24 protein-coding genes are annotated in these 25,168 nt (G+C 68.0%); 11 read left to right on the plus strand and 13 right to left on the minus strand.

Going from position 1 to position 25,168, the window contains the following annotated elements; genetic code table 11:
• Positions 1-8 precede the first annotated feature (8 nt).
• Positions 9-1,190, plus strand: coding sequence for an SGNH/GDSL hydrolase family protein (locus K0H49_RS28305; RefSeq protein WP_219219900.1), 1,182 nt, complete (start codon positions 9-11; stop codon positions 1,188-1,190).
• A gap of 12 nt (positions 1,191-1,202) precedes the next feature.
• On the opposite strand, the gene K0H49_RS28310 is transcribed toward K0H49_RS28305, so the two are convergent.
• The 3 genes from K0H49_RS28310 to K0H49_RS28320 all read right to left on the minus strand — a co-directional run bounded on the left by K0H49_RS28310 (position 1,203) and on the right by K0H49_RS28320 (position 4,496).
• On the minus strand, positions 1,203-2,180 hold the full coding sequence (locus K0H49_RS28310) for an alpha/beta hydrolase (protein WP_219219902.1): 978 nt from the start codon (positions 2,178-2,180) through the stop codon (positions 1,203-1,205).
• A gap of 166 nt (positions 2,181-2,346) precedes the next feature.
• Positions 2,347-3,546 (minus strand): GNAT family N-acetyltransferase, encoded by a 1,200-nt coding sequence (locus K0H49_RS28315; protein ID WP_219219904.1) that lies wholly within the window; start codon positions 3,544-3,546, stop codon positions 2,347-2,349.
• Positions 3,547-3,548: 2 nt separating this feature from the next.
• On the minus strand, positions 3,549-4,496 hold the full coding sequence (locus tag K0H49_RS28320; RefSeq protein WP_219219906.1) for a DMT family transporter: 948 nt from the start codon (positions 4,494-4,496) through the stop codon (positions 3,549-3,551).
• Between the two features lie 136 nt (positions 4,497-4,632).
• On the opposite strand from K0H49_RS28320, the gene K0H49_RS28325 reads away from it, so the two are divergent.
• Positions 4,633-4,971 carry a P-II family nitrogen regulator gene (locus K0H49_RS28325; RefSeq protein WP_183023686.1) on the plus strand — a complete coding sequence of 113 codons (339 nt, stop codon included), beginning with the start codon at positions 4,633-4,635 and terminating at the stop codon, positions 4,969-4,971.
• 22 nt (positions 4,972-4,993) lie between these two features.
• Here K0H49_RS28325 and K0H49_RS28330 read toward each other — a convergent pair whose 3' ends face one another.
• The 6 genes from K0H49_RS28330 to K0H49_RS28355 all read right to left on the minus strand — a co-directional run bounded on the left by K0H49_RS28330 (position 4,994) and on the right by K0H49_RS28355 (position 8,403).
• Positions 4,994-5,584, minus strand: coding sequence for an LOG family protein (locus K0H49_RS28330; RefSeq protein ID WP_219219908.1), 591 nt, complete (start codon positions 5,582-5,584; stop codon positions 4,994-4,996).
• Positions 5,585-5,626: 42 nt separating this feature from the next.
• A complete protein-coding gene (locus K0H49_RS28335; protein WP_219219910.1) occupies positions 5,627-6,019 on the minus strand; it encodes a diacylglycerol kinase in 393 nt (130 codons plus the stop codon).
• Complete coding sequence (locus K0H49_RS28340) at positions 6,016-6,504, minus strand: RDD family protein (RefSeq protein ID WP_374122439.1); 489 nt, start codon at positions 6,502-6,504, stop codon at positions 6,016-6,018. The genes K0H49_RS28335 and K0H49_RS28340 overlap by 4 nt, the downstream gene beginning before the upstream one ends.
• An 82-nt stretch (positions 6,505-6,586) precedes the next feature.
• Positions 6,587-7,384 (minus strand): DUF3106 domain-containing protein, encoded by a 798-nt coding sequence (locus K0H49_RS30920; RefSeq protein WP_307886098.1) that lies wholly within the window; start codon positions 7,382-7,384, stop codon positions 6,587-6,589.
• Positions 7,385-7,417: 33 nt separating this feature from the next.
• Positions 7,418-7,840, minus strand: coding sequence for a DUF3619 family protein (locus K0H49_RS28350; RefSeq protein ID WP_219219914.1), 423 nt, complete (start codon positions 7,838-7,840; stop codon positions 7,418-7,420).
• The gene (locus K0H49_RS28355) at positions 7,837-8,403 is read right to left on the minus strand and encodes an RNA polymerase sigma factor (protein WP_219219916.1); all 567 of its coding nucleotides are present in this window, start codon (positions 8,401-8,403) and stop codon (positions 7,837-7,839) included. The genes K0H49_RS28350 and K0H49_RS28355 overlap by 4 nt, the downstream gene beginning before the upstream one ends.
• A gap of 287 nt (positions 8,404-8,690) precedes the next feature.
• Here K0H49_RS28355 and K0H49_RS28360 point away from each other — a divergent pair, with 287 nt between their 5' ends.
• The 7 genes from K0H49_RS28360 to K0H49_RS28390 all read left to right on the plus strand — a co-directional run bounded on the left by K0H49_RS28360 (position 8,691) and on the right by K0H49_RS28390 (position 17,872).
• Positions 8,691-10,469, plus strand: a complete 1,779-nt coding sequence (locus K0H49_RS28360) for an acetolactate synthase 3 catalytic subunit (protein WP_219219918.1) — start codon at positions 8,691-8,693, stop codon at positions 10,467-10,469.
• A gap of 121 nt (positions 10,470-10,590) precedes the next feature.
• A complete protein-coding gene (ilvN, locus tag K0H49_RS28365; protein WP_219219920.1) occupies positions 10,591-11,082 on the plus strand; it encodes an acetolactate synthase small subunit in 492 nt (163 codons plus the stop codon).
• A 44-nt stretch (positions 11,083-11,126) separates the two neighbouring features.
• Positions 11,127-12,143, plus strand: coding sequence for a ketol-acid reductoisomerase (ilvC, locus tag K0H49_RS28370; RefSeq protein ID WP_219219923.1), 1,017 nt, complete (start codon positions 11,127-11,129; stop codon positions 12,141-12,143).
• A gap of 162 nt (positions 12,144-12,305) precedes the next feature.
• Complete coding sequence (gene pssA, locus K0H49_RS28375) at positions 12,306-13,130, plus strand: CDP-diacylglycerol--serine O-phosphatidyltransferase (RefSeq protein WP_219219924.1); 825 nt, start codon at positions 12,306-12,308, stop codon at positions 13,128-13,130.
• A 181-nt stretch (positions 13,131-13,311) separates the two neighbouring features.
• Positions 13,312-15,012, plus strand: a complete 1,701-nt coding sequence (gene leuA, locus K0H49_RS28380; RefSeq protein ID WP_219219926.1) for a 2-isopropylmalate synthase — start codon at positions 13,312-13,314, stop codon at positions 15,010-15,012.
• 52 nt (positions 15,013-15,064) lie between these two features.
• Positions 15,065-16,603, plus strand: a complete 1,539-nt coding sequence (locus tag K0H49_RS28385; RefSeq protein ID WP_219219928.1) for a 2-isopropylmalate synthase — start codon at positions 15,065-15,067, stop codon at positions 16,601-16,603.
• Between the two features lie 114 nt (positions 16,604-16,717).
• Entirely contained in the window at positions 16,718-17,872 is a 1,155-nt protein-coding gene (locus K0H49_RS28390; protein ID WP_219219930.1) for a serine hydrolase, read from the plus strand.
• Between the two features lie 124 nt (positions 17,873-17,996).
• On the opposite strand, the gene K0H49_RS28395 is transcribed toward K0H49_RS28390, so the two are convergent.
• From K0H49_RS28395 to aat, 3 genes are read right to left on the minus strand one after another with little or no spacing between them, the layout of a single operon-like run.
• Positions 17,997-18,791 carry an IclR family transcriptional regulator gene (locus K0H49_RS28395; RefSeq protein ID WP_219219931.1) on the minus strand — a complete coding sequence of 265 codons (795 nt, stop codon included), beginning with the start codon at positions 18,789-18,791 and terminating at the stop codon, positions 17,997-17,999.
• Positions 18,792-18,833: 42 nt separating this feature from the next.
• Positions 18,834-19,580 carry an arginyltransferase gene (locus tag K0H49_RS28400; protein WP_219219933.1) on the minus strand — a complete coding sequence of 249 codons (747 nt, stop codon included), beginning with the start codon at positions 19,578-19,580 and terminating at the stop codon, positions 18,834-18,836.
• Complete coding sequence (aat, locus tag K0H49_RS28405; RefSeq protein WP_219219934.1) at positions 19,577-20,329, minus strand: leucyl/phenylalanyl-tRNA--protein transferase; 753 nt, start codon at positions 20,327-20,329, stop codon at positions 19,577-19,579. The genes K0H49_RS28400 and aat overlap by 4 nt, the downstream gene beginning before the upstream one ends.
• Before the next feature lie 119 nt (positions 20,330-20,448).
• Between aat and K0H49_RS28410 the strand changes: the two genes are divergently transcribed.
• A complete protein-coding gene (locus K0H49_RS28410; RefSeq protein WP_219219936.1) occupies positions 20,449-22,791 on the plus strand; it encodes a xanthine dehydrogenase family protein molybdopterin-binding subunit in 2,343 nt (780 codons plus the stop codon).
• Between the two features lie 264 nt (positions 22,792-23,055).
• Here the strand turns inward: K0H49_RS28410 and pobA are convergent, their stop codons facing one another.
• Positions 23,056-24,240: a 4-hydroxybenzoate 3-monooxygenase gene (gene pobA, locus K0H49_RS28415; RefSeq protein ID WP_219219938.1), complete on the minus strand. Its 1,185-nt coding sequence runs from the start codon at positions 24,238-24,240 to the stop codon at positions 23,056-23,058.
• 149 nt (positions 24,241-24,389) lie between these two features.
• Here pobA and K0H49_RS28420 point away from each other — a divergent pair, with 149 nt between their 5' ends.
• A complete protein-coding gene (locus tag K0H49_RS28420; RefSeq protein ID WP_219219940.1) occupies positions 24,390-25,157 on the plus strand; it encodes an IclR family transcriptional regulator domain-containing protein in 768 nt (255 codons plus the stop codon).
• Positions 25,158-25,168 lie beyond the last annotated feature (11 nt).

The following is a 25,168-nucleotide window of genomic DNA, read 5'->3' on the forward strand; positions in this document are numbered from 1 at the left end:
TGGCGCCGATGACCCGCTCTTCCTCGCCCAGCATGCTGCGCCGCGTGCTGCGCAACGACCGTCGCCAGCTGGCGCTGGTCGCGGCCGGCTTCGTGCTCGTGATCGCCTTGCTCGAATCGCGCGGCCTGATCGTCTGGGCCGACCGGCTCGAGGTCGGCCCGCTGCAGCAGCAACTGGCGCGGGGCGCGCGGGCGCTCGACGGCGCGCTCACGCCACTGGGCATCGCGGCCTGGCGGCCGCGCGCGCTCGAGACCCTGGCACGCACCGGCTGGAGCGACATGCCGCAGGACGATGGCAAGGAGGCGGTGCCGGCGATGGTGCTGGCGACGCAGGTGGCCGTGCCGGTGCCTGCCGCATCAGCGCCCGTGCCGGCCCCGATGCCGCCCGCCGCGTCTGCCTCGGCCCCCGCCGTGGCCGTCGCCCCGGCGCCCGTGGCCGCTCCTCCGGCGGGCCCGGTCGAGGCCCTGCCCGTGGCCCAGGCGCTGCAAGGTGGCACCGTGCTGACCCCGCTGCCGCAGGCCACGGCCGCGCGCCCGCGCATCGTCGCGCTGGCCGGCGACTCGGTGATGGCCGTCGGCCTGAGCGCGCAGCTCCAGCGCGATCTCGCGCCGTACCGCGACAGCATCGTCACGCTCAAGGCCTACCGCTCGGCCACCGGCCTGGCCCGGCCCGAGGTGTTCGACTGGCTCAACGAGTACCCGCTGATGCTCGAGCACCGGCGGCCCGACGTGGTGATCGTCGCCATCGGTGCCAACGACGGCCAGGGCTTCGTCGAGGGCGGCAAGGTCAAGGCCTTCGGCACGCCCGAGTGGCATGCGGTCTACGCCAGGCGCATCGCCGACTATCTGGCCATGCTGGCGCGCGACGGCGCGCTGGTGCTGTGGCTGCAGCTGCCGCCGATGAAGTCGGCCAAGTTCAATGCGCGCATGGAGACCATCAACGAGATCGCGCGCGAGGCCGTGGCCCGCGAGCCGCGCGCCATCTGGTGGAACCCCATGGGCCGGATCGCCGACGCCAACGGCGAGTTCCGCGAGTTCGGGCCGCGTGCCGACGGCAAGAAGCCGGTGCGGCTGCGCGAGGCCGACGGCATCCATCTCTCCGACGAGGGTGCCGGGCTCATCACGCCGGACCTCGTGCGCTGGTTGAATCCCGCGGCGCCCCCTGCGCCGGCACCCCGCAGCGGCTCCTGAGGCGAAGGCGCCTCAGCGGCAGGGGTCTTCGAGCCGCGCCGGCTTGTAGGGCGTGCCGTCGGGCCAGCTGCCCAGCGACAGCTGCTCGGGCGTGCCGAGGCCGAACACCACCGGCTGCAGCGTGCCCAGCCGCAGGCTGTCGAGCACGCCGTCGACCACCTTCCAGTAGCCATGGAAATCCAGCTGATTGAGCGATCCCGAGCTTTCGTAGACCGGGCGGCCGATCAGCGTGGACGGGAAGTCCTGCGAGCTCAGCGCGAAGTCGTAGCGGCTGTCGGGTGCGCCCGGCGAACCGTGGCCCGCCATGACCTTGCGGCCGTTGTTCTCGTCCGAGGGCAGCACCATCATCACGCGGCGTTCGCGTGGGATGTGGCACAGCTTGGCCATCAGCTTGCGGGCCGTGGGCAGGCCGATCGGGTCGACCTCGCCGGTCACGATCGCGATCGGCAGCGTGGGCGGCAGCAACTGGATCGGTCCGATGATGCTTTTGCCGAGCTCGCCGCGCGCCACATGGTGCGCGTCGCCCGGGCCGGTGAGCACGATGGCGTCGGGCGGCGGCAGGTTGAAGCGTTGCGGGTCGAGCGCCAGGCCCAGCGAGATCGCCGCGCCCATCGAGAAACCGTAGTAGAGCGTGCGACCGGGCTCGGGCCGCAGGCCGAAGCTCTTTTCCAGCACGTCGAGCGCGCGCCGGTTGGCCGCGCCTGCGGTTTCGGTGACGGTCTGCGGCGAGGTCTTGTCCGAGTCCTGGTAAACCGGATAGACCACCGCATGGCCGCTGCGGGCCAGGTGGTCGATCATGGCGCCGAAGTTGAGCGGGCTCATGCCCAGCCAGCCGTGGTGCAGCAGCACCACCGGCACCTGGCCCACGGGCCGCGGGCGCGCGGGCACGAACAGGTAGGCGCGCTGGGCGCCGTCGCCGATCACGCGGACGTCGACCGCGGCGTGGGTCTCGCGCGCCTTGTAGCTCTCGGGGCTGTAGGAAGAGGTCATGGCGCGCGGCGTCTGGGCATGGGCCGGGGCGAACAGCAGGAGGGTGCTCAGGCCGGCCGCGAGGGCCGGGCGCAGGGCGGGGAAAAGGCGGGACGAAGATCTGGAAGGCTGAAAAGGCATGCGGGGTTCCGGTGCGCGACAGCGCCGATTGTCGCGTCCGCCGCCATCAGGGGGCGGCCTTGAACGGACTGCGCTCGTCCAGGTGTTCCATGTAGTTCTCGATGCCTGCGCCCTCGCGCTCGAGAAAGCGCTCGACGGCATCGGCGAAGGCCGGGTGCGCAAGCCAGTGGGCGCTGGTGGTCTTGACCGGCATCAGCGCGCGCGCCATCTTGTGCTCGCCCTGGGCGCCGCCCTCGAAGCGCTGCACACCGTGCGCGATGCACCAGGCCAGCGGCTGGTAGTAGCAGGCCTCGAAGTGCAGGCAGTCCACGCGCTCGAGCGCGCCCCAGTAGCGACCGTAGGCGGCCTGCGGCGCCTCGCTGCCATCGAGCGACAGCGCGATCAGGCTGGAAGCGATCGGCTTGCCTTCGCGCTCGGCCACGAACAGCAGCCAGGCCTCGGGCAGGGTGTCGGCCATGCGCTGGAAGAAGTCGCGCGTGAGGTAGGGCGCGTTGCCGTGCTCGCGGTAGGTGCGGGCGTAGCAGCGGTAGAAGAAGTCCCAGTCGGCGGGCGTGATCTCGCTGCCGCGCGCCGAGCGGAAGACGACGCCCGCCTCGGCAACCTTGCGGCGCTCCTGGCGGATCTTCTTGCGCTTGTCGTGGGAGAGACTGGCGAGGAAGGACTCGAAGTCGGCGTAGCCGCTGGATGGTTCTGCAGCCTCGGTGCCGAGCGCGGGCGCAATGTTCTTCCAGTGGAACTGCACCGTGTTGCGCGTCATCAAGCCCGCTTCGGTGCAGGCGGCGATGTCCTCGTCGGCCCCGAACAGCAGGTGCAGCGAGGACAGCTCCGCCTGCTTGCAGAACTGAAGCAGGCCCTGCACCAGCAGTGCACGGCTCGCGGCGTCGCGCGCCAGCAGGCGGGCGCCGGGCACGGGCGTGAAGGGCACCGCCACCACGGCCTTGGGGTAGTAGGCCAGGCCGTGCTGCTCATAGGCGTTGGCCCAGGCCCAGTCGAACACGTACTCGCCGTAGGAATGGTCCTTGACGTACAGCGGGCAGGCGGCCAGCAGCTTCTTGCCGCGCCACAGGGTGGCGAACTGCGCGGTCCAGCCGCTCTCGGGCGTGGCGCTGCCGCTGCGGTGCAGGGCGTCGAGGTACTCGTGCCGCATGAAGGGGCTGGGCGCGGACTGGGCGGCCAGCAGCTCGTTCCAGGCCGTGGCGTCGATGTCGGAGGGGGCGCCGTGGAGGCGCAGCACGGGATCGGCCATGCTCATGCCTTGGCCGGCCGGCGCGCGCCGAGATGTTCGGCCACGTAGATGCCGCCCAGCACCAGCGCCAGCGCGGCCGCGTGGTAGAGCCACAGCGGTTCGCCCAGCACCAGCACCGCGAGCAAGGGGCCGAAGATCGGCACCAGGTTCATGAACATGCCGGCGCGCGCGGGGCCGATCAGGCTCACGGCCTGGATGAAGGTCAGCTGCGAGACGAAGGAGGGCAGCAGGCCGATGAACAGGATCAACAGCAGGCCCTTGCCCGTCGGCAGGTAGGACTGGCCCATGGCGATCTCCACTGCCACCAGCGGCAGCGACACCAGCGCGGCGACCGCAGCCGTGGCCGCGAAGAAGACGATGGCCGGCACCGGCGGACGGCGGCGCAGGCCCAGCGCATAGCCCGCGTAGAACAGGCAGGCGATGATCATCCAGACGTCGCCGATGTTGAACTGCAGGCCGGTCAGCACGGCCAGCTGTCCCTGCGAGGCGACCACGGCGATGCCGGCGATGGTCATGGCCACGCCCACCAGCTGCAGGGCCGTGATGCGCGTGCGGTAGAAGAAGAAGCTGCCGATCAGCACCAGCATCGGCATCGTGCCCTGGATGATCGCGATGTTGATGGCGGTCGTGTGGTACGCCGCCGCGTAGAACAGCGCATTGAAGGCGGTGAAGCCCATCGTGCCCATCAGGGCCACGTAGCGCCACGAAGGCAGCAGCGTGCGCCAGTGCGTGGCGATCTGGCCGCGCGAAGTCAGCACCAGAGCGGTGCAGCAGATGCCCCAGCGCAGGAAGGTCAGCAGCATCGGCGGCACCTCGCCGACCGCCAGCCGTGCGGCCACCGCGTTGGCGCCCCAGATCAGCATGGTGAGCACGAGCAGCACATAGGCCTGCCCGTTGAACCATTCGAAGAAGGTGGCGAAGAAAGTCGGACGAGGGGAGCTGGCGCGCATCGGCGGGGAGCCTAACAGCCCGCGGACGCCCCTGCTGTCGCGGGGACTCGTGCACGCGCGTGAAGGGCCGATGACATAATCGTCTGGCGCCTTTTCACTTCGAAGAGGCAAAAGACACCGCAGGATGCCCCGCCCCATGAAACTCATCACCGTCATCGTCAAACCCTTCAAGCTCGACGACGTGCGCGAGGCGTTGGCCGAGGTCGGCGTCACGGGGCTCACCGTGACCGAGGTCAAGGGCTTCGGCCGCCAGAAGGGCCACACCGAGCTCTACCGCGGCGCCGAGTACGTGGTCGACTTCCTGCCCAAGATGAAGATCGAGGTCGTGGCCAACGAGGCCGACGTCGACCGCTGCGTCGAGGCCATCATCGGCGCCGCGCGCACCGGCAAGATCGGCGACGGCAAGATCTTCGTGACCGAGGTCGAGCGCGTGGTGCGCATCCGTACGGGCGAAGAGGGCGAAGCGGCGGTCTGACCGCTTCTTCCACCGCGCTGCGCTAGACGATTTCCGCCAGCTTGTCGCCGCTTGGCCGGCTGCGCGCTTCGGTGACCAGCGCTTCGAGCAGGGCCTCGGCATCGGGCCCGCTGCGCACCAGGTCCATCTGCCACTCGCCCATGAAGCCCTCGCGCACGCAGTTGCCGAGGAAGCCCAGCAGCTGCTCGTAGTAGCCCGCGGTGTTCAGGATGCCCACCGGCTTGTCGTGGTAGCCGAGCTGGCGCCAGGTCCAGATCTCGAACAGCTCCTCGAAGGTGCCGATGCCGCCGGGCAGCGCGATGAAGGCATCGGCGCGCTCGCCCATCAGGGCCTTGCGCTCGTGCATGGTGTCGACGATGTGCAGCTCGTCGCACAGGCGGTTGGCCAGTTCCTTGTCGACCAGGGCCTTCGGGATGATGCCGACCACGCGGCCACCGGCGGCGCGCGTGGCCTCGGCCACCGTGCCCATCAGGCCGGTGCGGCCGCCGCCGTAGACCAACTGGCCGCCACGCTCACCGATCCAGCGGCCGACGGCTTCGGCCACCGCGGTGAACTCGGGGCGCTCGCCGGGACGCGAGCCGCAATAGACGCAAATCGAAAAAGAGGGGGTCATGTGTCGATCATGCCGTGAGCGTGTGACGGCCCCGGCACGGAGCTAAACGAAAAAACGTTGCCAGAGCGCGGCCAGCCAGACGCCGCCGCACAGCAGGATCGAGAGCAGCACTGCGGCGCTGCCCATGTCCTTGGCGTCCTTGGAGAAACTGTGCCACTCGGGGCCGATGCGGTCGATCGCGGCCTCGATGCCGCTGTTGAGCAGCTCGACGACCAGCACCAGCACCACGGTGGCGATCAGCAGGGCGGATTCGACCCAGCTGCGGCCGACCCAGAAGGCGGCCGGCAGCATCACGACGGCGCACACCACCTCCTGGCGGAAGGCCGGCTCGCGCCAGCCGGCGCGGTAGCCGTCGATGGAGATCAGCGCCGCATGCCAGACACGGCGCAGGCCGGTGCGCGACTTCTGCGGGTTGACCGGTGCCGAATCGCTCATATGCGGCTCATGGGCTTGGAGCTGATCAGCCGCGTGCCGGCCCAGGCGTCGTGCCAGAACTGCCGTTGCGGATGGAAGCGCGCCAGCAGCGCCCAGACGATGACCCAGCCGCCGACCAGCAGCGCCGATTCGCCACCCGAGAGCTTGAAGGGCGCGATGGCTGCCAGCGGGGGCAGGAACCAGACCCAGCTCAGCAGGTAGCGCAGCAGCGCGCGGGCCTGCGAGATGGCACGGCCCTGGCGGTCGACCACGCGGATGTTCCAGGTCTTCATGGCCAAAGTCTGGCCGCGGGCCCAGAACCAGCCGAAGTAGACGCCGAAGATCACGAACAGGAAGGCCTGCAGCAGCGAGCGGCGCGAGTCCATCGCGTCGCGCATCTGGCCCAGCGTGCTGAACAGCCAGGCCGAGACGAAGACCACCGCGAACATCAGCATGCCCTCGTAGAGCCAGCAGGCCATGCGACGCCAGAGGCCGGGGGTCACCATCGTGGGGCGCGGGGGGGCGCTGACGGGCTCGCCGGCGGCGCCGGCGACGTCAGGAAAACTCGAAGTCATCGACAAAAAAGGATCAGGGCGCGGACGAAGGCTGCTCTGTCATGCGCGCCGGCGGCACGGGAGCCGGGGCCGGAGCGGGCGCGAGTACCGGCGCAGGCGCCGGTGCCGGTGTTTCGACCGCCACGGAAGGTGGCGCGATCATAGGCTGCGCCGGCCGCTCGGCCGCCGAAGGGGCGGGCGGCGGTGGGGGTGTCAGTTCGATCCGGGCCGTGTGCTGGCCCTTGGTGCCGCCCGAGAGCACGGGCGCCAGCTTCTGGGCCGGCACCGGGCGAATGGTGGCGGCCGCGCCGGGAGGGCGGGGGGCGGCGCGTTCCGCCAGTTGACGCCTGGCTTCGGGTGTCAGCGCCTGGTAGGCCTCCCATTTGGCCTTGCGTTCGTCGGCGGGCACCTGCTTGACTTCGGCGAAGTTGAAGCGGGCCTGGGCGCGCTGCTGCGGGCTCAGGGCGGCCCACTCGGTCATGCGGCTGTGCAAGGTCGTCTTGTCGGCCGGCGACAGTTGGGCGTAGTTGCGCGAGAAAGCGAGCCATTTGCGCTTGTGGGCCTCGTTGAGGCTGTCCCAATGCGCGGCCAGTGGCAGCAGCGCCTGCTGCTGCTTGGCGCCGAGATCACGCCACAGGGGCTTCGACGGCGGCTTGGTGGCCGAGGGGGACGAGGCGGTCGCTGCGACGGACGGGCCTTGGGCACAGGCGAGCGCTGCCCAGCCGCCCATGGCCAGCACCAGCGCCGCACCCACGCACAGCACCGCACCCGGGCGTGACGCGGCGAGCGGCTTGGACGGGACGTGCGGACGGGAGGCAGGGTGAAGCGGCATGCGGAGAGAAATGGCGTTCGAGGCGAACAGGTGTCACTGCGGCTGGGCAGCTTCGGATTTGAGGAATTGCGCAAACCCCGGGTCGGTGTAGGCGGCAGGGGGGAGGGCGTCGGTCAGCAGGGCCGAATCGAGCTCGGCCAGTTCGCTGGTGCGCTGATCCTCCTGCCAGACGCTGATGCTGATCAGGCCGGCCACCAGCGCCACCAGCGGCACGACGGCGCCCAGGCGCGTCCACCAGATGCTGCCGAGCGTGGCCGTGCCGCCGCCGGAAGCCACCACCACGGGGGCGGCGCGTGCCGGCAGCTTGCGCCGGGCCAGCGCCTGGGCGCGGGCGACGCGCAGGCGTTCGCCGATGTCGTGAGGCAACGCGTCCGTCCCAGCGGACAGACGGGCCGCGACGCGGCGGCCGAATTGCGCCTCCGGGGTCTGGCCGGGGGCTGGATGCGAGGTGTTCATAGCGATATTCCCTTGGCCTTGAGCGCTTTGCTCAACGCATGGACGGCGCGCGAGCAGTGGGTTTTGACGCTGCCTTCGGAGCAGCCCATGGCTGCAGCCGTTTCAGCCACGTCCATTTCCTCCCAATAACGCATCAGGAAAGCCTCGCGTTGACGGCCGGGCAAAGCCGCGATCTGTTCTTCGATTTCATGGAACACCTGCGCGCGCTCGGTGCTGGTCTCTGCGCTCTCCGTCTCCCTTGAGTCGGTCGGGGAGACGAAGTTCTCCAGCAGGTCGAAATCCCCGGTGTCGTCGGGCGTTTCGAAGTCGCTGAGATTGGAGAACAGCGCCCGGCGTGTCTTCTGGCGGCGAAACCAGTCGAGCGTGCAGTTCGACAGGATGCGCTGGAACAGCATCGGCAGCTCGGTGACGGGCTTGTCGCCATAGTGCTCCGCCAGCTTCATCATGCTGTCCTGCACGATGTCGAGCGCCGCTTCCTCGTCCCGCACGTGGTAGATCGAGCGTTTGAAGGCTCGGCGTTCCACGCTTTTCAGAAAATCTGAGAGTTCTTGTTCGGTGGCCAACGGAAGAGGGCGCGTTTCGGCGCCGTGTGGGGGGTCGCGTTTGCCGCGGAAGCGGCGTGTTCTTGTCGACGTCGATTATCGCATCGAGCGCGCCGCAGGGCCCTGTCGGCGCCGCAGCGGCCCTTCGGTGTCATAATGCGCGCTGCAATTCAAAGGCAAACGGGTCACGGTCCGGCGGAACATCAGTCCGCTCATGGCTTTGGCCTCAAGTCCTGGCGCGACCTCACAAGGGTTGGCAAGGGGCACCCAAGGTTTTTCGTTCCCGAAAACTCGAAAGGTTCATCATCATGGAAATCTCCAAGGCGGAGATCGCTTCCGCGGCAGCCGCGTCTGCAGGCGGCGCATCGCAAGAACTCATGGGCGCAGAGGTGCTGGTCAAGGCACTTCAGGCCGAAGGCGTTCAGTACATCTGGGGCTACCCCGGCGGTGCGGTTCTCTACATCTACGACGCTTTCTACAAGCAAGACACCATTCAGCATGTGCTGGTGCGCCACGAACAGGCGGCCGTGCATGCAGCGGACGGCTATGCGCGTGCGACCGGCGAAGTCGGCGTGGCGCTGGTCACCTCCGGCCCCGGCCTGACCAATGCGGTCACGGGCATCGCGACGGCCTACATGGACTCGATCCCGATGGTGATCATCTCGGGCCAGGTGCCGACGGCGGCCATCGGGCTCGACGCGTTCCAGGAATGCGACACGGTCGGCATCACCCGGCCCATCGTCAAGCACAACTTCCTCGTCAAGGATCCCAAGGATCTGGCGATGACGATGAAGAAGGCCTTCCACATCGCACGCACCGGCCGTCCGGGCCCGGTGGTGGTCGACATCCCGAAGGACGTCTCCTTCAAGAAGGTTCCATACCACGGCTATCCCGACAAGGTCGAGATGCGTTCGTACAACCCGGTGCGCAAGGGCCACGGCGGCCAGATCCGCAAGGCGCTGCAGCTGCTGCTCAACGCCAAGCGTCCCTACATCTACACCGGCGGCGGCGTGCTGCTGAGCAACGCCACGAACGAACTGCGCACGCTGGTCGACATGCTGGGCTACCCGGTCACGAACACGCTGATGGGCCTGGGCGCCTACCCCGCGAGCGACCGCAAGTTCCTGGGCATGCTGGGGATGCACGGCACCATCGAAGCCAACAACGCGATGCAGAACTGCGACGTGCTGCTGGCCGTGGGCGCGCGCTTCGACGACCGCGTGATCGGCAACCCCAAGCACTTCGCGCAGAACGAGCGCAAGATCATCCACATCGACATCGATCCGTCGAGCATCTCCAAGCGCGTCAAGGTCGACATCCCGATCGTGGGCGACGTCAAGGACGTGCTGACCGAGCTGATCTCGATGATCCGCGAAGCCACGCAGAAGCCCGATGCCGGCGCGCTGGCCGACTGGTGGAAGACCATCGAGGCCTGGCGCAGCAAGGACTGCCTCAAGTACGACCGCGGCAACACCGACGTGATCAAGCCGCAGTACGTGGTCGAGACGCTCTGGAACATGACCAAGGACGCCGATGCCTACATCACGTCCGACGTGGGCCAGCACCAGATGTGGGCCGCGCAGTACTACCGTTTCGACGAGCCGCGCCGCTGGATCAACTCGGGCGGCCTGGGCACCATGGGCGTGGGCATTCCCTACGCCATGGGCATCAAGCTGGCCAAGCCGGAGTCCGAGGTGTTCACCATCACCGGCGAAGGCTCGGTGCAGATGTGCATCCAGGAGCTCTCGACCTGCCTGCAGTACAACACGCCGATCAAGATCTGCGCGCTGAACAACCGCTACCTCGGCATGGTGCGGCAGTGGCAGGAGATCGAGTACTCGGGTCGCTACAGCCACAGCTACATGGACGCGCTGCCCAACTTCGTGAAGCTGGCCGAGGCCTATGGCCACGTCGGCATGCTGATCGAGCGGCCGCAGGACGTGGAGCCCGCGCTGCGCGAAGCACGCAAGCTCAAGGACCGCACCGTGTTCATGGATTTCCGTACCGACCCCACCGAGAACGTGTTCCCGATGGTCAAGGCCGGGATGGGCATCACCGAGATGCTGCTGGGTTCCGAAGACCTCTGACCCCACGTTCGGGGTCGGCGACGGTCCCGGTTCACTCCACACCTTTCGACGAATCTATTGCCCGCCGAGCCTGCGCATTACCGTGCGCAGGGGAGGGCGGCGAAAAGAGGAGTTCGCACACATGAAACACATCATTGCCGTCTTGCTGGAAAACGAGCCCGGTGCTCTTTCCCGCGTCGTGGGCCTGTTCTCGGCCCGCGGATACAACATCGAGTCGCTGAGCGTCGCGCCCACCGAGGACCCGAGCCTCTCGCGCATGACCATCGTGACCGCGGGTTCCGATGACGTGATCGAGCAGATCACCAAGCATCTGAACCGCCTGATCGAAGTGGTCAAGGTGGTCGACCTGACCGAGGGTTCCTACACCGAGCGCGAGCTCATGATGGTGAAGGTGCGCGCGGTCGGCAAGGAGCGCGAAGAGATGATGCGCATGGCGGAAATCTTCCGCGGTCGCATCATCGACGTCACCGACAAGAGCTACACGATCGAGCTCACCGGCGATCACGCCAAGAACGATGCCTTCCTCGAGGCCATCGAACGCGGCGCCATTCTCGAGACGGTGCGTACCGGTGCCAGCGGCATCGGGCGTGGCGAGCGCATCCTGCGCGTCTAGTTTTCCAGTTCACTCACACCCAACGGATCAACGAAGGAGCAATCATGAAGGTTTATTACGACAAGGACGCCGACCTGAGCCTCATCAAGGGCAAGACTGTCGCGATCATCGGCTACGGCTCGCAAGGCCACGCACACGCACAGAACCTGAACGACAGCGGCGTGAAGGTCGTGGTCGGTCTGCGCAAGGGCGGCGCCTCGTGGGACAAGGTCGGCAAGGCCGGCCTGCAGGTCGCCGAAGTGGCCGAAGCGGTCAAGGCCGCCGACATCGTCATGATCCTGCTGCCCGACGAGCAGATCGCCAACGTCTACAAGAACGACGTCGCGCCCCACATCAAGGAAGGCGCATCGCTGGTCTTCGCGCACGGCTTCAACGTGCACTACGGTTTCGTGCAGCCGCGCGCCGACCTCGACGTGTGGATGGTCGCCCCGAAGGCCCCGGGCCACACCGTGCGCAGCACCTACACGCAAGGTGGCGGCGTGCCCCACCTCGTGGCCGTGCACCAGGACAAGAGCGGCAAGGCCCGTGACCTGGCCCTGAGCTACGCCACCGCCAACGGCGGCGGCAAGGCCGGCATCATCGAGACCAACTTCCGCGAAGAAACCGAGACCGACCTGTTCGGCGAACAAGCGGTTCTGTGCGGCGGCACGGTCGAGCTGATCAAGGCCGGTTTCGAGACGCTGGTGGAAGCCGGCTACGCGCCCGAAATGGCGTACTTCGAATGCCTGCACGAGCTCAAGCTGATCGTCGACCTGATCTATGAAGGCGGCATCGCCAACATGAACTACTCGATCTCGAACAACGCCGAGTACGGCGAGTACGTCACGGGCCCGCGCATCGTGAACGACGAGACCAAGAAGGCCATGAAGAAGGTCCTGCAGGACATCCAGACCGGCGAATACGCCAAGAGCTTCGTGCTCGAAGCCGCTGCCGGCCAGCCGGTGCTGATCAGCCGCCGTCGCCTGAACGCCGAGCATCAGATCGAAGTCGTCGGCGAAAAGCTGCGCGCGATGATGCCCTGGATCAAGAAGAACAAGCTGGTCGACCAGACCCGCAACTGATCGGACTGCGTCCGCTCGCCAAGGCCACCATCCGGTGGCCTTTTTTCATGCCAGGCGCACAGGGCGCCTGAACTACACTGCGCGTGATGAATTTCCCCCCTCGTTCCGTCATGATTTCAAAGGCTGAGAAGCCCTGTGCCACCGCTGCCGGAGGCCGTTTTCATGCATGACGACACGCTCCCCGACGACATCGCGCCGCGCAAGCGCCGCAAGGGCATCTACATCCTGCCCAACCTGTTCACGCTGGCGGCGCTGTTTGGTGGCTTCTACTCGGTCGTGATGGCGATGAACGCGCGCTTCGATCTGGCGGCGCTGGGCGTGTTCGCCGCGATGATCCTCGACAGCCTCGACGGTCGTGTCGCGCGCATGACCAACACGCAGAGTGCCTTCGGCGAGCAGATGGATTCGCTGTCGGACATGGTGTCGTTCGGTGCCGCCCCCGCCTTGATCGCCTACGAGTGGTCGCTCAAGGGCCTGGGGCGCTGGGGCTGGATCGCGGCCTTCGTCTACTGCGCCTGTGCGGCACTGCGGCTGGCGCGCTTCAACGTCAACACCGGCGTGGTCGACAAGCGCTGGTTCCAGGGCCTGCCGTCGCCGGCTGCCGCGGCACTGGTCGCGGGCTTCATCTGGCTCATGACCGAGTGGGGCAAACGTGGCGGCGAGGTGCTGTACCTCTCGTGGAACCAGATCACCTGGCTCACCTTCGCGTTCACCCTGTACGCCGGCCTGTCGATGGTGACCAATGCGCCCTTCTACAGCTTCAAGGACGTGCAGATGAAGAAGAGCGTGCCCTTCGCCGTGATCGTGCTGATCGCGCTGGGCATCGCGGTGATCAACATCCATCCGCCGACCGTGCTGTTCGGCGTGTTCGTGGCCTACGGCCTGAGCGGCTTCGTGGTCTACGCCTGGCGCAAGGCCAAGGGCCAGCCGGTGAGCCTGATCAGTATTTCCACCGACGAGCCCGACGAGCGCGGCCTGCACAAGTAGCCGGGCCTGTGCTACATTCACGGCTTCCATGAACAAGATTTCGCTGTCCCTACTAGCCATCCCCTTCGGGCGGAGACGGTAGCGCACGCGCATATCCCTCATCACGGCCCGTTCGCACCAGCAACGGGCCGTTTTGTTTTTGGGGTTGCTGGTGGTTCAACCACCCATCGAAAGAATCGTCATGTTGAAGCAACCGCAAGCCAAGTACCGCGCCTTTGCACCGATCGGCCTCAAGGACCGCACCTGGCCCGACGCCGTTCTGACCAAGGCACCGATCTGGCTGTCGACGGACCTGCGTGACGGCAATCAGGCGCTGGTCGAGCCCATGGACATCGACCGCAAGATGCGCATGTTCGAGACCCTGGTGGCGATCGGCTTCAAGGAAATCGAAGTCGGCTTTCCCTCGGCCTCGCAGGTCGAGTTCGACTTCGTGCGCAAGCTGATCGAGGAAGACCGCATCCCCGACGACGTGACGATCCAGGTGCTGACGCAGGCGCGTGACCACCTCATCGCACGCACCTTCGAGGCCTTGCAGGGCGTCCCGCGCGCCATCGTGCATCTCTACAACGCCGTGGCGCCGATCATGCGGCGCGTGGTGCTCGGCATGGACGAGGACCAGATCGTCGAACTCGCCAGCACCCATGCGCGGATGTTCAACGAATGCGCCGCGAAGCAGCCGGGCACGCAGTGGGTCTTCCAGTACTCGCCCGAGATGTTCTCTGGCACCGACGTGGTGTTCTCCAAGCGGGTGGTCGATGCGGTCACCGCCGTCTGGCAGCCGACACCCGAGCGCAAGTGCATCGTCAACCTGCCGACCACGGTCGAGCATTCCACGCCGAACATCTTTGCCGACATGATCGAGTGGATGCACCGCCATCTGGAGCGGCGCGATTCGATCATCCTGTGCGTGCATCCGCACAACGACCGCGGCACTGGCACCGCCGCCGGCGAGCTGGCCCTGATGTCCGGCGCCGAGCGCATCGAAGGCTGCCTGTTCGGCAACGGCGAGCGCACCGGCAACCTCGACCTGGTGAACGTGGCGCTCAACCTCTACACGCAGGGCGTGTCGCCCGAGCTCGACTTCTCGAACATCGACGAGATCCGCGCCACGGTCGAGCATTGCAACCAGATTCCGGTGCACCCGCGCCACCCCTACGTCGGCGACCTGGTCTACACCTCGTTCTCCGGTTCGCACCAGGACGCCATCAAGAAGGCCTTCGCGGCGCGCAAGGAAGGCGACATCTGGGACATGCCCTACCTCCCGATCGACCCGAAGGACGTGGGCCGCAGCTACGAAGCCGTGATCCGCGTCAACAGCCAGTCGGGCAAGGGCGGCATGGCCTACCTGCTCGAGAGCGAGTACGGCATCGAGATGCCGCGTCGGCTGCAGATGGAGTTCATGCAGGTCGTGCAGCGGGTGATGGACGTGGCCGGCAAGGAACTGACCGCCGCCGATCTCTACGCCCTGTTCGAGCGCGAGTACGGCCTGAAGACCGTGCAGGCCCTGCAGCACCGCGTGCTCGAGGAGCAGGGCGAGGGCGCCGCTGCCTCGGTGCTTCTGCGCGGCGACCTGCCCTGGGAGGGCGAGATCCGGCCCATCGAAGGCCGTGGCAACGGCCCGATCGACGCCTTCATCCAGGCCCTCGCGACCACCACCGGCCACGCGATCCGCGTGATCGACTACCACCAGCACGCGATCGGCGCCGGCGCCGACGCGCAGGCCGTGGCCTACCTGGAGCTGCGCATCGACCAGCAGACGCTGTTCGGCGTGGGCATCGACGCCAACATCGTCTCGGCCTCGCTCAAGGCGATCGTCTCGGGACTGGAGCGGGCGCGGGCCCAGGGCGCGGCCAGCGCACAATCGGTGGCTGAGACCGCCTGAACGTGGCCGGCGCCCGGCGCCGGCTCGCCCGCCAGACCCACGGAGATCCACGATGACCGACAAGCTGATCATTTTCGACACCACCCTGCGTGACGGCGAGCAATCGCCGGGCGCCTCCATGACCAAGGACGAGAAGCTGCGCATCGCCAAGCAGCTCGAGCGGCTCAAGGTCGACGTCATCGAGGCCGGCTTCCCCGCCAGCTCGAATGGCGACTTCGAGGCGGTGAAGCTGATCGCCGGCGCCATCAAGGACGCCACCATCTGCGGGCTGTCGCGCGCCAACGACCGCGACATCGCGCGCGCCGCCGAGGCGCTCAAGGGCGCTGCCAGCGGCCGCATCCACACCTTCATCGCCACCTCGCCGCTGCACATGGAGAAGAAGCTGCGGATGTCGCCCGACGAAGTCTTCGAGCAGGCCAAGCTGTCGGTGCGTTTCGCGCGCAACCTGGTCGGCGACGTCGAGTTCAGCCCCGAGGACGGCTACCGCAGCGACGTGGACTTCCTGTGCCGCGTGCTCGAGGCGGTGATCGCCGAGGGCGCGACCACCATCAACGTGCCCGACACCGTGGGCTACGCGATTCCCGAGCTCTACGGCCACTTCATCAAGACGCTGCGCGAGCGCATCCCGAACAGCGACAAGGCGATCTGGTCGGTGCACTGCCACAACGACCTGGGCATGGCGGTGGCGAATTCGCTGGCCGGCGTGAAGATCGGCGGCGCCCGGCAGATCGAATGCACGATCAACGGCCTGGGCGAGCGTGCCGGCAACTGCTCGCTCGAAGAAGTCGTGATGGCGGTGAAGACGCGCAAGGACTATTTCGGGCTCGAGCTCGGCATCGACACCCAGCACATCCTGGCCGCCAGCCGCATGGTCAGCCAGACCACCGGCTTCGTGGTGCAGCCGAACAAGGCGGTGGTGGGCGCCAATGCCTTCGCGCACGCCTCGGGCATCCACCAGGACGGCGTGCTCAAGGCCCGCGACACCTACGAGATCATGCGTGCCGAGGATGTGGGCTGGAGCCACAACAAGATCGTGCTGGGCAAGCTCAGCGGGCGCAACGCCTTCAAGCAGCGCCTGGTCGAACTGGGCGTGACCATGGAGAGCGAGGCCGACATCAACACCGCCTTCGCCCGCTTCAAGGAACTGGCCGATCGAAAAAGCGAAATTTTTGACGAAGACATCCTCGCGCTCGTCAGCGACGAGGAGGGGTCGAACGTTGGTGAGCAGTTCGGCTTCGTCTCCCTGGCGCAGCACAGCGAAACCGGCGAGCGGCCGCAGGCGCGCGTGGTCTTCACGGTCCAAGGCCGGGAAGTCACGGGTACGTCCGATGGCAACGGCCCGGTCGATGCCTCGCTCAAGGCCATCGAGAGTCACGTGAAAAGCGGGGCGGAAATGGTGCTTTATTCGGTGAATGCGATCAGCGGATCGACCGAAAGTCAGGGGGAGGTCACGGTTCGGCTGCAAAACGCCGGCCGGGTCGTCAACGGCGTCGGGGCGGATCCCGACATCGTGGTGGCTTCTGCCAAGGCTTATTTGAGTGCGCTCAACAAGTTACAGAGCCAAGCTGAGAGAGTGGCAGCGCAAGGTTAGGTTGTAGAGCGATCCTTTTGTTTCGAGTGAAGAAAAGGGCGCAAGTAACTGTTATTGCGCGCTTTTTTTGATTTCGATACACTGCGGGTCCTTGTCGCCGCTGGAGATTCCTTGATGCCCGAAGCCCGTTCCCACCGAGTTTCACCCCAGCGTTTTCGCGCGGCCCTCCGTTTCGTCACTGCAGCCCTGTGCGCGGCCGCCTTTCTGGCGCCTGCGGCACATGCCGCCGCCAAGCGCCCGGTCGCGGCGAAGAAGACCCAATCCACGGCCGACACCAACAAGCGCAAGGCCGCCCAGCGGACCGCGAAGGCCGTGCCTGCCAAGGCCGAGCGCGCCGTGCGCGGCGGCAAGAACGTGGTGGCCACGATCCGCAAGCAGAACGGCAAGACGGTCGTGGCGGTGCAGCGGCGTTCGGTGGTGCGCGTGGCCGAGCCGGCACGCCTGTCCTACGGCCAGCTCGCGGGCCTGCACAGCACCAGCGATGCCCTCGACCTGAAGTCGAGCGCCGTGCTGGTGATCGACCAGGACACGCGCGAAGTGCTGTTCAGCAAGAACGACCACGCGGTGCTGCCCATTGCGTCGCTGACCAAGCTCATGACCGGCCTGCTGGTGAGCGAGGCGCACCTGCCGATGGACGAACTGATCACCATCACCCAGGACGACGTCGACACCGAAAAGGGCAGCAGCTCGCGCCTGCGCATCGGCGCGACCTTGTCGCGTGGCGAACTGCTGCACCTGGCCCTGATGTCCAGCGAGAACCGTGCAGCGCATGCGCTGGGTCGCACCTATCCGGGCGGCCTCGCGACCTTCGTGAGCATGATGAATGCCAAGGCCAACCAGCTCGGCATGAAGGACACCCGCTACGTCGAGCCCACCGGCCTGTCGAGCCGCAACCAGTCGAGTGCGCAGGACCTGGCGCTGCTGGTCAATGTGGCATCCGCCAATGCCACGGTGCGCGAGCTGTCGACCTCGCCAGGCTACCAGGTCGAAGTCGGCAATCGCATGCTGCAGTACACGACCACCAACCGGCTGGTGAAGAACCCCGAATGGGAAATCGGCCTGCAGAAGACGGGCTACATCTCCGAAGCCGGCCAGTGCCTGGTGATGCAGACGCGCATCGCGGGCCGCAAGCTGATCATGGTGTTCCTGGACTCGGCCGGCAAGTTGAGCCGGATCGGCGACGCCGAGCGCGTGCGTCGCTGGGTCGAGGCCAAGCACATGATGTCGCCGTCGATGCAGGCTGCTGCGCAGCACATGGCAGGGGACTGACCCACCCCCGAAGCGCCTGCGGCGCTTCCCCCTCAAGGGGGCGACACCAGCAGCCCGGCAAAGCCGGTTCTGCAGTGTCCCTGGAATGAAAACCGGGACCCGGGGGGTCTCTCTCGACGGCGCCTCAGGGCGCCGTCGGCGCGTTCTGGTTGTAGCCCAGCGCGTTCGAGATCTCGCCGGCGGTGGCTTGCAGCTTGGGCAGCCAGCCTTCGTCCAGGCGATCGGCGGGGGCCGAGATCGACAGGCCGGCGACCAGCTTGCTCTGGTCGTCGTAGATGCCCACCGCCATGCAGCGCACGCCCAGCTCCAGTTCTTCGTTGTCGCGTGCGATGCCGTACTGGCGCGCCTTCGACAGCTCGCGTTCGAGCAGCGGCAGTTGCGTGATGCTGTTGCGGGTGTGGCCGGCCAGGCCGGTGCGGGTGGCGTAGCTGCGCACGCGCTGGGGGTCGTCGGCGGCCAGGAAGAGCTTGCCGGTGGAGGTCAGGTGCAGCGGGGCGCGACCGCCGATGGCGCGCACCACCTGCATGCCCGAGCGCTCGCTGTAGGCGCGCTCGATGTAGACGATCTCGTCCCCCTGCCGCATGCTGAGGTTGACCGGCTGCTGCGTGAGCTTGTGCAACTCGCGCATCGGCGTGAGCGCCGCGTCGCGCACGTTGAGCCGGCCCTTGACCATGTTGCCCAGCTCCAGCAGGCGCATGCCCAGGCGGTAGCTGCCGGCCTCGGGGCGGTCGACGAAGCGGCCCACGGCCAGGTCGTTGAGGATCCGGTGCGTGGTCGACGGGTGCAGCCCGGTCTTCTCGCTGATCTCCTTGAGCGAGATGGCTTCCTCGCGCGAAGCCAGCACGTCGATCAGCGAAAACATGCGTTCGATGACCTGGATGACCGGCGTGGCAGGAACGTCTGATTGTGGTTTTCTCATGTGCGCAGCGCAGTAGGGCCTCGGAAAGACCGAGTCGTGATTTTACTTTGTGAAATCACCGGGCTGCCACTGGCCATCGATCAGCACCTCGTGCGGCGCGTAGCGCGCCTTGTAGTTCATCTTCGGACTGCCCGCGATCCAGTAGCCGAGGTAGACGTAGGGCAGGCCGAGTTCGCGCGCCTGCGCGATCTGCCACAGCACGCCGTAGTTGCCATAGGCCATGCCGTCCTCGGGCTCGTAGAAGGTATAGACCGCCGAGATGCCGTCGTTGAGCACGTCGAGGATCGACACCATCTTCAGCGCGCCGGGCTCGCCGTCGGCGCCCGTCTCGCGGAACTCGACCAGGCGCGAGTTCACGCGGCTCTGCAGCAGGAACTGGGTGTATTGGTCGATGCTGTCGTGGTCCATGCCGCCGCCGGCATGGCGCCCGTTCTGGTAGCGCAGGTAAAGCTGGTAGTGCTCGGGCACGAAGCACAGCTTGAGCACCCGCACCTGCAGGTCGGCGTGCTGCGTCGTGGCACGGCGCTGGCTGCGGTTGGGCTTGAAGTCGCCGACCCGCACGCGCAGCGGCACGCAGGCCGTGCAGCCGTCGCAGTAGGGGCGGTAGGTGAACATGCCGCTGCGCCGGAAGCCGCTGCGCACCAGGTCGGAGTAGGCGTCGTTGTGGATCAGGTGGCTGGGGGTCGCGACCTGCGAGCGCGCCTGCCGGTCCGGCAGGTAGCTGCACGGATAGGGTGCCGTTGCATAGAACTGCAACGTGTGGAGCGGGAGTTCCTTGAGGTGCGTCACAGGGCCGATGAAGAGCGTGCGGGCAACAGTTCGGACCAGTATACGGGCTCGAAACGCCATGTGGGTCCGGGCTCGCCGCGTGCCCTTTCCACGTGCTCGATGAAGCGCGCACGCGGCATCTCCTCGGCGCCCAGGCTGGCCAGGTGGGCCGTGTTCTGCTGGCAGTCGATGCGCGCGACGCCGTACCGGCGGCACAGGCTCACCAGCGCCGCGAGCGCGATCTTCGAGGCGTCGGTGCGGCGCGCGAACATCGATTCGCCGAACACCGCGCGGCCGATGGCCACGCAGTAGAGGCCGCCCACGAGCTCGCCGTCGATCCAGGTCTCGACGCTGTGGGCATGGCCGGCCCGGTGCAGCGCGCCGTAGGCCTCGACCATGTCCGGCACGATCCAGGTGCCCGACTGGCCGTGGCGCGGTGCGCCCGAACAGGCGCGGATCACGGTGTCGAAATCGTGGTCGATCCGGATCTCGCAGCGCGCGTCGGCCCGGAAGGCCTGCAGCACCTTGCGCAGCGAGCGGTGCAGCCGGAAGGCCGTCGGCGCCAGCGTCATGCGCGGATCGGGGCTCCACCAGAGGATCGGCTGGTCGTCGCTGAACCAGGGGAAGATGCCGTGGCTGTAGGCGTCCAGCAGCGTGGGCACGTCGAGGGTGCCGCCGCCGGCCAGCAGGCCGGGCACCGGATCGGCGGGGCCCCAGGTCAGGACCGGGTCGGGAAGGGGCGCGCCGGGCGCGAGCCAGGGGAGTTGCATGGTGCAGGTATACACGGCTTTGGCCGCCGTCTGCGCGGGCCGCGTCGCCTGCAGCGCAGCGGTTTTCGCGATCGCGCCCTATAGTGGCCCTTCCGCATCCCACCTGCAGGAAGACCCACGTGAACGCTCCAGAGACTTCTCCGTCCCCTCTTCGTTTCGGCAGTGGTCAGGCGGTGCGCCGCCTCGAGGACCAGGCCCTGCTGTCCGGCGCCGGCCAGTACACCGACGACGTGCAGCTGAGCGGCACCACGCCGCTCGCGCACCTGGTCTTCGTGCGCTCGCCGTACCCGCATGCGCGCATCGTGTCGGTCGACGCCGAAGCGGCGCGTGCCATGCCCGGCGTGCTGGGCGTGTTCAGCGGCGCCGACCTGGCGACGGCAGGCGTCAAGCCGATGCCGGGCACCGCGGGCTTCAAGCGCCCCGACGGCGGACCCGGCGTGTCGCCCGATCGCTGCGCGTTGGCACACGAACGGGCGCGCTTCGTCGGCGAGGCGGTGGTCGCCGTGGTGGCCGAATCGGTGGCCCAGGCGCGCGACGCGGCCGAGGCCGTGTTCGTCGACTACGAGGAGTTGCCGATGGTGGTCGACCTGGCGGCGGCGGTCGTCGACGGCGCGCCGCAGCTCCTCGAGGCGGCGCCGAACAACATCGCGGCCGAGGCGCGCCACGGCGACGCCGCGGCCACGGCGGCCGCCTTCGCGCAGGCCGCGCACGTGGTGGCACTGGACGTCGTCAACCAGCGCGTGGTGGCGCTGACCATCGAGCCGCGCTCGGTGCTGGTCGAGGTCGATGCCGACAGTGGCCGCCTGACGGTGCGCATGAGCACGCAGATGCCCTCGGGCACGCGCAACTCGATCTGCGACGCCATCGGCCTGGCCAAGGAGCAGGTGCGCGTGGTGGTGGGCGACGTGGGCGGTGGCTTCGGCATGAAGACCGGCGCCTATCCCGAAGACATCGCCACCGCCTACTGCGCGCATGCGCTGAAGCGACCGGTGAAATGGGTGGCCGACCGCAGCGAGGAATTTCTTTCGTCGGCGCACGGGCGCGACATCGCGTCGAAGGCCGAGCTGGCGCTCGACGCCAGCGGACGCATCCTCGCGCTGCGCATCCACTCGCTGGCCAACGTGGGCGCCTATGCCACCGGCACCGGCGTCGCGATCCAGCTGCTGATCGGCCCCTGGGTGCAGACCAGCGTCTACGACATCGCCACGGTCGACTTCCACTTCCAGGCCGTGCTCACCAACTGCGCGCCCACCGGCGCCTACCGCGGCGCGGGCCGGCCCGAAGCCATCTTCCTGATGGAGCGGCTGATGGACGAGGCCGCGCGCCAGACCGGCATCGACCGCGTCGCGCTGCGCCGCCGCAACTTCATCAGCCCGGCGCAGATGCCCTACACCAACCCGATGAAGCAGGTCTACGACACCGGGCAGTTCGAGAAGGTGATGGACCAGGGCCTGGCGCTGGCCGACTGGCGCGGCTTCGAGGCCCGCGCGGCCGCGTCGAAGGCCGCGGGCCGGATGCGCGGCCTCGGCATCGCGACCTTCCTCGAATGGACCGGCGGCAACGTGTTCGAGGAACGCGTCACCGTGGCCGTGAAGCCCGACGGGATCATCGAGGTCTTCTCGGCGGTGAACGCGATGGGGCAGGGCATCGCCACCTCGCTGGCGCAGCTGGCGGTCGACGTGTTCGGCGTGCCCATCGAGAAGGTGCGCGTGATCCTGGGCGACACCGACCGCGGCGACGGCTTCGGCAGCGCCGGTTCGCGCTCGCTGTTCACCGGCGGCTCGGCCGTGCGGGTGGGCGCGGAGCGCACCGTCGACCGGGCGCGCGAACTGGCGGCGCAGGCCTTCGAGGCCGCGCCGGCCGACGTGCACTATGCCGACGGCCGCTTCACCGTGGCCGGCACCGACCTGTCGCTGGACCTGTTCGATCTCGCGGGCCGCCAGCCCGAGGGCCAGATCTTCGTCGACTCGACCAGCGCGGTGGCCGGGCCGACCTGGCCCAACGGCTGCCACATCTGCGAGGTCGAGATCGACGGGCCGACCGGCGAGGTCAGCGTGGTGGCGTACAGCTCGGTCAACGACGTGGGCCGCGTGATCAACCCGATGATCGTGCGCGGCCAGCTCGACGGCGGCGCGGTGCAGGGCATCGGCCAGGCGCTGTACGAGCGCGTGGTCTATGACGTCGAGACCGGCCAGCCCGTGACCGGCAGCCTGATGGACTATGCGGTGCCGCGCGCCGAGGTGGCCGAAGCCATGTTCCGCACCGAGATGGACGAATCCACGCCCTGCAAGAACAACCCGTTGGGTGTGAAGGGCGTGGGCGAACTGGGCACCATCGGCGCCACGCCAGCGGTGGTCAACGCGGTGGCCGATGCCTTCGCGCGGGCCGGCCTCGGGGCGCGGGCCCCCTCGCTTCAGATGCCGCTGAGTTCGGCGCGCGTGTGGGAGGCCTTGCAGGCCTAGGGCCTGTTCACCCTATTTCCGGGGATCGCGTTGGTTGAGCCAGGGGCTGGATGCAAGGCGCACGCGCGCAGCAAGGCTGAAGCCTTGCAAGCGTGGGCAACGCCGCAGACGGCCCCTGGCTCAGCCAACCCTTCGGGAAGGCCTGCCATGACGGGCCACTCGGCGTTGCGTTCCTTGCGCGTGCTTCAGCACGCGCAGCGTCACGCGCCTTGATTGGCCCGCCATGGCAGGCCTTCGCGACCCCGGAAATAGGGTGAACAGGCCCTAGAAGTCCTCGAGCGGCAGCCCGACGTAGTTCTCGGCCAGTGCGGTCGATGCCGCCTGCGAATGCACCAGGTAGTCGAGCTCGGCCTCCTGGATCTTCTGGCCGAAGGAGCCGGTGTCGGGGAAGCGGTGCATCAGCGAGGTGAACCACCACGAGAAGCGCTCGGCCTTCCAGACCCGGCGCAGGCACAGGTCGGAGTAACGGTCGAGCGCCGCTTCCGAGCGCTCGCCGTAGAAGGCCTGCATCGCGCGCGCCAGGTAGCCCACGTCGGCCGCCGCCAGGTTCAGGCCCTTGGCGCCGGTGGGCGGCACGATGTGCGCCGCGTCGCCGGCCAGCAGCAGGCGGCCGAAGCGCATCGGCTCGGCCACGAAGCTGCGCAGCGGCGCGATGCTCATCTCCAGCGCCGGGCCCGTCTCCAGGCGCTCACGCGCCTCGGGGTCGAGCCGGGTGCGCAGCTCGTCCCAGAAGGCGGCTTCGCTCCAGTTCGCGACCTTCTCGTCGCTGGGCACCTGCAGGTAGTAGCGGCTGCGCGTGGCGCTGCGCATGCTGCACAGCGCGAAGCCGCGTTCGGTGTTGGCGTAGATCAGTTCGTCGGACACCGGCCGCACGTCGGCCAGCACGCCCAGCCAGCCGAAGGGGTAGACCTTCTCGTGCAGCTGCATTGCGGCCGTGGGCACGCTCGCGCGGCTCACGCCATGGAAGCCGTCGCAGCCGGCGATGAAGTCGCAGGCGATCTCCTGCGTGCGGCCGTCCTCGGCGCGAAAACGCACGCGTGGCTGCGTGCCGTCGAACTCGTGCAGGCTGACCTCCGACGCGAGGTAGACCGTGCGCAGGCCGGCCGCGGCGCGCGCCTGCATCAGGTCGCGCGTGACTTCGGTCTGGCCATAGACCGTGACCTGCTTGCCGCCGGTCAGCCCGTGCAGGTCGATGCGGTGGCGGCCGCCCTGGAACAGCAGCTCGATGCCTTCGTGCGGCAGGCCCTCGGCGCGTGCGCGCGCATCGACGCCGGCACGCGCCAGCAGGTCCATCGTGACCTGCTCGAGCACGCCGGCCCGGATGCGGCCGAGCACATGCTCGGCCGTCTGGCGTTCGACGATCACGTTGTCGATGCCGGCCTGGTGAAGCAACTGGCCGAGCAGCAGACCGGCCGGGCCGGCGCCGATGATGGCGACTTGGGTGCGCATGCGAAGGGTCTCCTGGAATGGGGGCGCGGGATGGAGACGAGCGTAGGGCGCGGCGCATGCACAGGGGCCGTCCGGCGCACGCCAATGTGCGCTGAAACGAGTGGCTGTGCGATGATCGCGCAGCAACGGCTGCCTCAGCCCCTCGCCCCATGACCATCGCCAAACCCGACTTCATCGAAGGCATCGCCAAAGGCATGGCGGTGCTGGAGAGTTTCGACACCGAACGCCAGCGTCTCAACGCTACCCAGGCTGCGGCGCGCGCCGGCCTCACGCGAGCCGCGGCACGCCGCCACCTGTTGACGCTGGCACATCTGGGCTACCTCGACACCGACGGCAGTTCCTTCTGGATGTCGCCCAAGGTGCTGCGCTTCTCGGGCAGCTACCTCGCCTCGTCGCGCCTGCCGCGCGCGCTGCAGCCCACGCTGAACCGGCTGGCCGCGCAGACGCAGGAGTCCTTTTCCGCCGTGGTGCTCGACGGCGAGGAGGCGGTGATCGTGGCGCGCAGCGTGAGCGGCGCCCCCGTGCGCGTGCTGGCCTACGGCCTGCACCTGGGCGCGCGCCTGCCCGCGCATGCCACCTCGACCGGCCGCATGCTGCTGGCCGCAATGAGCGGCGCCGAACTCACCCAGTGGCTCAAGGGCCGCACGCTGGCGCGGCTCACGCCCAACACCGTCACGCAGACCAGCGTGCTGCGCCAGCGCGTCGTGCAGGCCCGCAAGGACGACCACTGCATCGCCAGCGAGGAACACGAGCTGGGTGTGCAGGCGCTGGCCGTGCCGCTGCGCGACATGAAGGGCCGCACCGTGGCGGCACTCAACGTGGTGCTGTCGGGCGCGCACCGCAGCGACGAGGCGATCCGCCGCGACATGCTGCCCCTGTTGTATGAGGCGGCGCGCGAAGTGCGCGCCCTGTTGTGACACTGGAGCCC

Origin of the sequence: Variovorax boronicumulans, assembly GCF_019352895.1 — a bacterium.
In the GTDB taxonomy this organism is placed as follows: domain Bacteria; phylum Pseudomonadota; class Gammaproteobacteria; order Burkholderiales; family Burkholderiaceae_C; genus Variovorax; species Variovorax boronicumulans_A.